Consider the following 5,289-nt stretch of genomic DNA (forward strand, 5'->3'; position numbering starts at 1 on the left):
GGAGGTCGCGGGTCAGCCTGTCGAGTTGGCGCGAGGTGAAGTACCAAGGCGAGCGCGCCGACCAGGAGGACGGTCAGCAGGACGATCAGACCGACGAGCCGCTGAGCGATCGTCAGCGCGGGGCGGACAGGCATGGGTGTGTGACTCGACCACCGGCCGCGAACGTCGAGCCCGGACCCGCGCGGTCGTTCGTCGCCGGCCGGCCCTTCATGAATCCGGGAACCAGCCGGAGATCCATCACTACAGTCAGGGAGCGTGATGGCCAAGAAGGTACTGTCGTCGATGATTCCCCGACCGTTCGCCAGCAGGTGACCTCGCCCTGCGCCAGGCCGGTTACGAGACCGTGGAGGCTGGCGACGGCCTCGGAGGGGACCAAGAAGCCTTTGACGCCTCGGTCGGCATGGTGATCTGCGACGTCAACATGCCGCGCATGAACGGGCTCGAGTTGCTCGAGGCGATCAAGCGCGAGGGCAAGCACACCGGCGTGCCGATCGTGATGCTGACCACCGAGGGTCACCCGGCGCTGATCGAGCGGGCCAAGAAGGCCGGGGTCAAGGGCTGGATCGTCAAGCCGTTCAAGGCCGATCAGCTGGTCGCGGCTGTCGCCAAGCTGGTGCGCTGACCATGTGGTGGCGTCGCCGCAACGCGCTCGCGGTCGCCGACCAGGTCGACCGCGACGACCGGGCGCCGAACGCCATCGCGGCGTTGCGCCGCCGGGTCGTCGAACGCCTGCAGTGGGTCAACGACCTGACCCGCGGCGAGGTGATCGACGCGGGCAAGAGCCTCGGCGAGATCGTCGAGGGCGCCAGCAAGCACATCGCGGTGCTCCGCGACGCCTCGGCCGGGTGGCCAGCGACGACAACCCGCTGAGCCGACGGATCGCCGACCAGGTCCGGCTGGTCCGCGACCACGTCAGCGACATGGGCGCGAGCGGATCGCCGCCCACGACGCCTACACCCAGAAGGCGTCGGCCCGCGCTACCAGCACGCTGGCCGCGGCCGAGGAGATCCGACCCTGGCCCGCCACGCCAAGATGCTGGCGATCAACGCCCGCATCGAGGCCGCCCGCGCCGGCGAGGGCTTCCGCGCCCTCCTCGGTCATCGCCCACGAGATGGCCAAGCTGAGCGACGCGGTCGCGGTCGCCAACGTCCAGGTCCAGCGGCTGGCCAGCGAGCTCGGCGAGCTGATGCCGGTGATGGCCGAGCAGACCGCCGATCTCAAGGCCCGGGCCGAGCAGTTCGCCGGCGCCGCGACCGATCAGATGAAGGAGCTCGAGCGCCACGTCGACTCGATGCGCAGCGACGTCACCGCCACCGCCGCGGCCAGCGACGACCCTGGCCAGGGTCATCGCCGGCCCCACGCCGCCCTGTCGCACCTGCAGTTCCAGGACGTCGCCGCCCAGCGCGTCCTCCACGTCGACAACTGGCTGCACGACGTCGAGGTCGAGCTGCGCGACGGCGACGCCACCGGCGTCACGCCCCGGTCCACGTCGAGGAGGGCGGCGGCCACGCCGACGACAGCCCGGCCGGCGTGGTCCAGCTGTTCTGAACCGGGTCAGGGTGCCCGCAGCTGGCCCAGGCCGTAGCGGCGCTTCATCCGGTGGACGGTGCTGCGGGCGACCCCGAGGGGTGCGCGCGCCAGGCTGACGTTGCCGCCGGCGACGGCCAGCGCGCGACCAGCGCGTCGCGCTCGACGTCGCCGAGCGAGGCGGGCGCGGTCGGGCTGGGCAGCGCCAAGCTCGGGCGGCAGGTGGCAGGGCTCGATCCAGCCGGCGCCCGCCGGCGGCGACGACGGCGACCGCAAGCACCGACTTGAGCTCGCGGACGTTGCCGGGCCAGGGGTACGCGGCGACCGCGTCGCACGCCCGAGGCGACAGCTCGGCGCCGCGGCCGAGCAGGTGGCGGGCGAGGACGAGACGTCGGTGCGCTCGCGCAGCGGCGGGATGCGCACCTGACGCGCCCTTGAGCCGGTAGTACAGGTCCTGGCGGAAGCCGCCGGTCCGGACCAGCGCCGCCAGGTCGCGGCAGGTCGCGCACACGATCCGGACGTCGGTCCGCTCGAGCCGACGTCGCCGACCCGGCGGAAGGTGTTGGTCTCGACCACCCGCAGCAGCGCGGCCTGCATCGCCGGCGACATCTCGGCGACCTCGTCGAGGAACAACGTGCCGCCGCTGGCGGCAGGTCAGGCGGCCCTGGGCGCGCGACCGCCCAGCCCGGCTCGAGCACCGCCAGCACCGCGACGATCGCCCCGCCCGGGCGGCGATCGGGTCGCCCCGCAGCCGCCACGCCCGCCGCGCGCCTGCCCGGCCGAGCTCGATCGCGCGTCCGCCCGCCGAGCCGGCCAGCGCCTCGCGCACCACCGTCGCCCAGTCGAGGCCGATCGCGGTCCGAGACGTCGCCCGACCACCCCGGCGCCGCACATCGCGGGCGCTGGCGTTGGCCCGCGCGATCGCCCCCGGCGCCTCGATGAACAGCGCCGGCTCGCGCATCCGATCGAGCGAGCGACCGAGCACCCGCGCGACCGAGCTCCCGGCGCTGGCGTAGGCGTGGAGCCGGACCAGCTCCTCGAAGCGCGCGGGCGGCGCCGAGGACGACCCGGCCGATCTGCGGATCGGCGCGATCGAGGCGCGAGGTGGCGTCGAGCACCGCGATCGGCCGGCCGTCGACGCCGCGGACCGGCGCCGGCGTAGCAGACCAGGTCGCGATAGCGGCGGCCGAAGTGGGCGTGGCCGTGGACCTCGGTCGGTCGGTTGTCGAGCGCCGCGGTCCCGATCGCGTTGGTGCCGCGGGCGTCCTCGCTCCAGCAGGCGCCCTCGATCAGCAGCAGGCGCTCGGCGACCGGCGCGAACTGACCGCCGCCGCTGGTCTGCACCACCACGCCGTCGGCGTCGGCGACCAGGGAGCAGGGAAGTCGCGATCCGCGGCCCGCCGCGGTCGCGCGATCGAGGACCGCGTCGCCGACCGCGCGCAACAACTCGACGGGGCCGACGTGCGGCGCGCAGCGTCATCCCCGCAGCAGGCTCTCCGGCCGCGGCCCCTCGGCCGGTGCGCCCAGGGCGGCGGGCGCGACCAGCACCGGATCAGCTCGGGGGCGAGCGCGGCCGGTCCGGCCGGCGTGGAAGGCGTCCCACGCGGTCGCCGGGCACGTCGTCGAGGATGAGCCGCTCGGTCACGCGAGGCGTGCGCGGCGGCCCCCGACGGGAGCACGCCCACCGGCGCGCCCGGGGCGGGGGGGCGGCAGGGGGGGAGTCTCGGGGGGGGGCGGTTCCCGGGACCGCGGCCGCGCGGCCCACCGGGCGCCGCGGGGGGCGCGGCGCGTGGCGGGGGGGGGGCCCGGGGGGCGCCAGGGGGGATAAACGCCCCCCCCCAACACCGCCCGGCGCCAAGCCTAAATTCGAGTCGCGCTACGACAACTTCATCGGCGGCGAGTGGGTGCGCCCGTCAAGGGCCAGTACTTCGACAACATCTCGCCGGTCACCGGCCAGCCGTTCTGCGAGGTCGCGCGCTCGACCGCCGAGGACATCGAGCAGGCGCTCGACGCCGCCCACGGCGCCCGGGCCGCCTGGGGTCGCACCTCGCCGGCGGAGCGCGCGCTGATCCTCAACCGCATCGCCGACCGCATCGAGCAGAACCTCGAGCGCCTGGCCTACGCCGAGAGCTGGGACAACGGCAAGCCGATCCGCGAGACCCTGGCCGCCGACCTCCCGCTGGCCATCGACCACTTCCGCTACTTCGCCGGCTGCATCCGCGCCCAGGAGGGCTCGATCGCCCAGATCGACGACGACACCGTCGCCTACCACTTCCACGAGCCGCTCGGCGTCGTCGGCCAGATCATCCCCTGGAACTTCCCGCTGCTGATGGCGGCGTGGAAGCTCGCGCCCGCGCTCGCCGCCGGCAACTGCGTGGTGCTCAAGCCCGCCGAGCAGACGCCCGCCTCGATCATGGTGCTGGCCGAGATCATCGGCGACCTGCTGCCCCCCGGCGTGCTCAACATCGTCAACGGCTTCGGCGTCGAGGCGGGCAAGCCCCTGGCGTCGAATCGCCGCATCGCCAAGATCGCGTTCACCGGCGAGACCACCACCGGCCGGCTCATCATGCAGTACGCGTCCGAGAACCTCATCCCGGTGACGCTGGAGCTCGGCGGCAAGTCGCCCAACATCTTCTTCGCCGACGTGATGGACGTCGGCGCGCAGGCCTCACACGATCAGCTGGAGAAGATCCTCTCGTACATCGACATCGGCAAGCAGGAGGGCGCCAAGGCTGCGGCGGCGGGCGCGCGAGCCCGGGCGGCGACCTCGCCGGCGGCTACTACGTGCAGCCCACGGTCTTCGAGGGCCACAACAAGATGCGCATCTTCCAGGAGGAGATCTTCGGCCCGGTGGTGTCGGTGACCAAGTTCAAGGACTTCGACGACGCGCTCGCGATCGCCAACGACACGCTCTACGGCCTCGGCGCCGGCGTGTGGACCCGCGACGGCAACACCGCCTACCGCGCCGGCCGCGCCATCCAGGCCGGCCGCGTCTGGACCAACTGCTACCACCTCTACCCGGCGCACGCGGCGTTCGGCGGCTACAAGCAGTCCGGCATCGGCCGCGAGAACCACAAGATGATGCTCGACCACTACCAGCAGACCAAGAACCTGCTGGTCAGCTACGACCCGAAGCCGATGGGCTTCTTCTGAGATGAGCCGGTCCGCTCCACCGGCCGCGCGCCCGCGGCGCTGGATCGCCGCGGCTCGGCGCGCAGCACGGCCCGCTCATGTTCCACCAGTCGGGCGGGTGCTGCGACGGCTCGGCGCCGATGTGCTTCGCCGGCGAGCTTCACCCCGCCGCCCGCGCCCCCTTCCTGGCCCCGGGCGGCGGCGCGCCGCGTGCTACTGCCGGGCGGCGACCACGCACAGCGATGGCAGCACACCGACCCCCTTGCCGGGACGTGGTGGCGCGGGGCGGGGCCGGGGCCCCCCCCCGAGGCGCCCTAGGGGGCCGGCGGTTCCTGATCCGCGTCGGACGTCTGCGTCACCCGCCGGCGCTTTGGCGCCGGCGCGGCGGTGGGGGGAGGGGACGACCGGCGCCGGCGTCAGCGCCACCAGCACCGAGGCCGTCCGCCACCCCGCCGTCGGCGGCGACCTGGTAGGCGACGGTCAGGCCGGTGGCGGCCGGCGCGGGCGCACGGGTCGAGGTTCGGCGCGGCGCCCGACTCTCGAACGCCGCCGAGCACAGGTCGCCGTTGCAATGGACCGTGGTGGTCCAGGTCGGGTGGTCGGCGACGACCGCCTGATCAGCTCGCCGAG

At 74.0% G+C, this 5,289-nt stretch carries 5 protein-coding genes and 3 pseudogenes; 6 read left to right on the forward strand and 2 right to left on the reverse strand.

Annotation, left to right across the window (positions count from 1 at the left end; genetic code table 11):
• Window positions 1-209 precede the first annotated feature (209 nt).
• Together IPL61_23140 and IPL61_23145 are read left to right on the forward strand one after the other, a co-directional pair.
• A pseudogene (locus IPL61_23140) lies at window positions 210-622 on the forward strand (response regulator).
• Between the two features lie 2 nt (window positions 623-624).
• Entirely contained in the window at window positions 625-870 is a 246-nt protein-coding gene (locus IPL61_23145) for a hypothetical protein (GenBank protein MBK9034122.1), read from the forward strand.
• A gap of 81 nt (window positions 871-951) precedes the next feature.
• Here IPL61_23145 and IPL61_23150 read toward each other — a convergent pair whose 3' ends face one another.
• On the reverse strand, window positions 952-1,101 hold the full coding sequence (locus IPL61_23150) for a hypothetical protein (GenBank protein MBK9034123.1): 150 nt from the start codon (window positions 1,099-1,101) through the stop codon (window positions 952-954).
• Between the two features lie 10 nt (window positions 1,102-1,111).
• Here IPL61_23150 and IPL61_23155 point away from each other — a divergent pair, with 10 nt between their 5' ends.
• Window positions 1,112-1,585 carry a hypothetical protein gene (locus IPL61_23155; protein ID MBK9034124.1) on the forward strand — a complete coding sequence of 158 codons (474 nt, stop codon included), beginning with the start codon at window positions 1,112-1,114 and terminating at the stop codon, window positions 1,583-1,585.
• Here the strand turns inward: IPL61_23155 and IPL61_23160 are convergent.
• The gene (locus IPL61_23160; GenBank protein ID MBK9034125.1) at window positions 1,555-2,160 is read right to left on the reverse strand and encodes a sigma 54-interacting transcriptional regulator; all 606 of its coding nucleotides are present in this window, start codon (window positions 2,158-2,160) and stop codon (window positions 1,555-1,557) included. The two genes, IPL61_23155 and IPL61_23160, sit on opposite strands and share 31 nt — an antisense overlap.
• 471 nt (window positions 2,161-2,631) lie before the next feature.
• On the opposite strand from IPL61_23160, the gene IPL61_23165 reads away from it, so the two are divergent.
• The 3 genes and pseudogenes from IPL61_23165 (at window position 2,632) to IPL61_23175 (ending at window position 4,817) form a co-directional block, all read left to right on the forward strand.
• The gene (locus IPL61_23165; protein MBK9034126.1) at window positions 2,632-3,159 is read left to right on the forward strand and encodes a hypothetical protein; all 528 of its coding nucleotides are present in this window, start codon (window positions 2,632-2,634) and stop codon (window positions 3,157-3,159) included.
• A gap of 257 nt (window positions 3,160-3,416) precedes the next feature.
• Window positions 3,417-4,680 (forward strand): annotated as a pseudogene (locus IPL61_23170) (aldehyde dehydrogenase family protein).
• A gap of 50 nt (window positions 4,681-4,730) precedes the next feature.
• A pseudogene (locus IPL61_23175) lies at window positions 4,731-4,817 on the forward strand (DUF779 domain-containing protein).
• Window positions 4,818-5,289 lie beyond the last annotated feature (472 nt).

The organism is Myxococcales bacterium (assembly GCA_016717005.1).
GTDB lineage: Bacteria > Myxococcota_A > Polyangia > Haliangiales > Haliangiaceae > UBA2376.

Excerpts from the sequence above, each read along its gene's own strand:
- IPL61_23145 (MBK9034122.1), top strand. The coding sequence starts at position 625 with ATGTGGTGGCGTCGCCGCAACGCGCTCGCGGTCGCCGACCAGGTCGAC.
- IPL61_23150 (MBK9034123.1), bottom strand. The coding sequence starts at position 1,101 with ATGACCGAGGAGGGCGCGGAAGCCCTCGCCGGCGCGGGCGGCCTCGAT.
- IPL61_23155 (MBK9034124.1), top strand. The coding sequence starts at position 1,112 with ATGGCCAAGCTGAGCGACGCGGTCGCGGTCGCCAACGTCCAGGTCCAG.